Genomic DNA, 266 nt, shown 5'->3' on the forward strand with positions numbered 1-266 from the left:
ACGTAAAAGCGTGAGAAGAAGACACCGATTTCAAACAGACAGTACATCGGGATCGCCAACAGCGTTTGCGAGAAGACATCCGGCGGCGTCAGCAACATCCCGACAACGAATGCACCAACCAGCACATACGGGCGTTTTTTGCGTAAGTCTTCTGGCGAGGTAATCCCCATCCAGCACAGCAGCACAATTGCCACCGGCACTTCAAAGGAGACACCAAACGCCATAAACAGCGCCATAACGAAGCTTAAATAGCTGGCGATGTCGGT

General features: G+C 51.9%; 1 protein-coding gene. It reads right to left on the minus strand.

The genetic code is table 11. The annotated features are described in order from the left end of the window. Nucleotides 1-266: twin-arginine translocase subunit TatC (locus tag R0J87_RS21115; protein ID WP_498888727.1), on the minus strand; the 266-nt coding region annotated here is incomplete at both ends.

It is taken from the genome of Halomonas sp. SIMBA_159 (genome assembly GCF_046536035.1).
GTDB classification, from domain to species: Bacteria; Pseudomonadota; Gammaproteobacteria; order Pseudomonadales; family Halomonadaceae; genus Vreelandella; species Vreelandella venusta_A.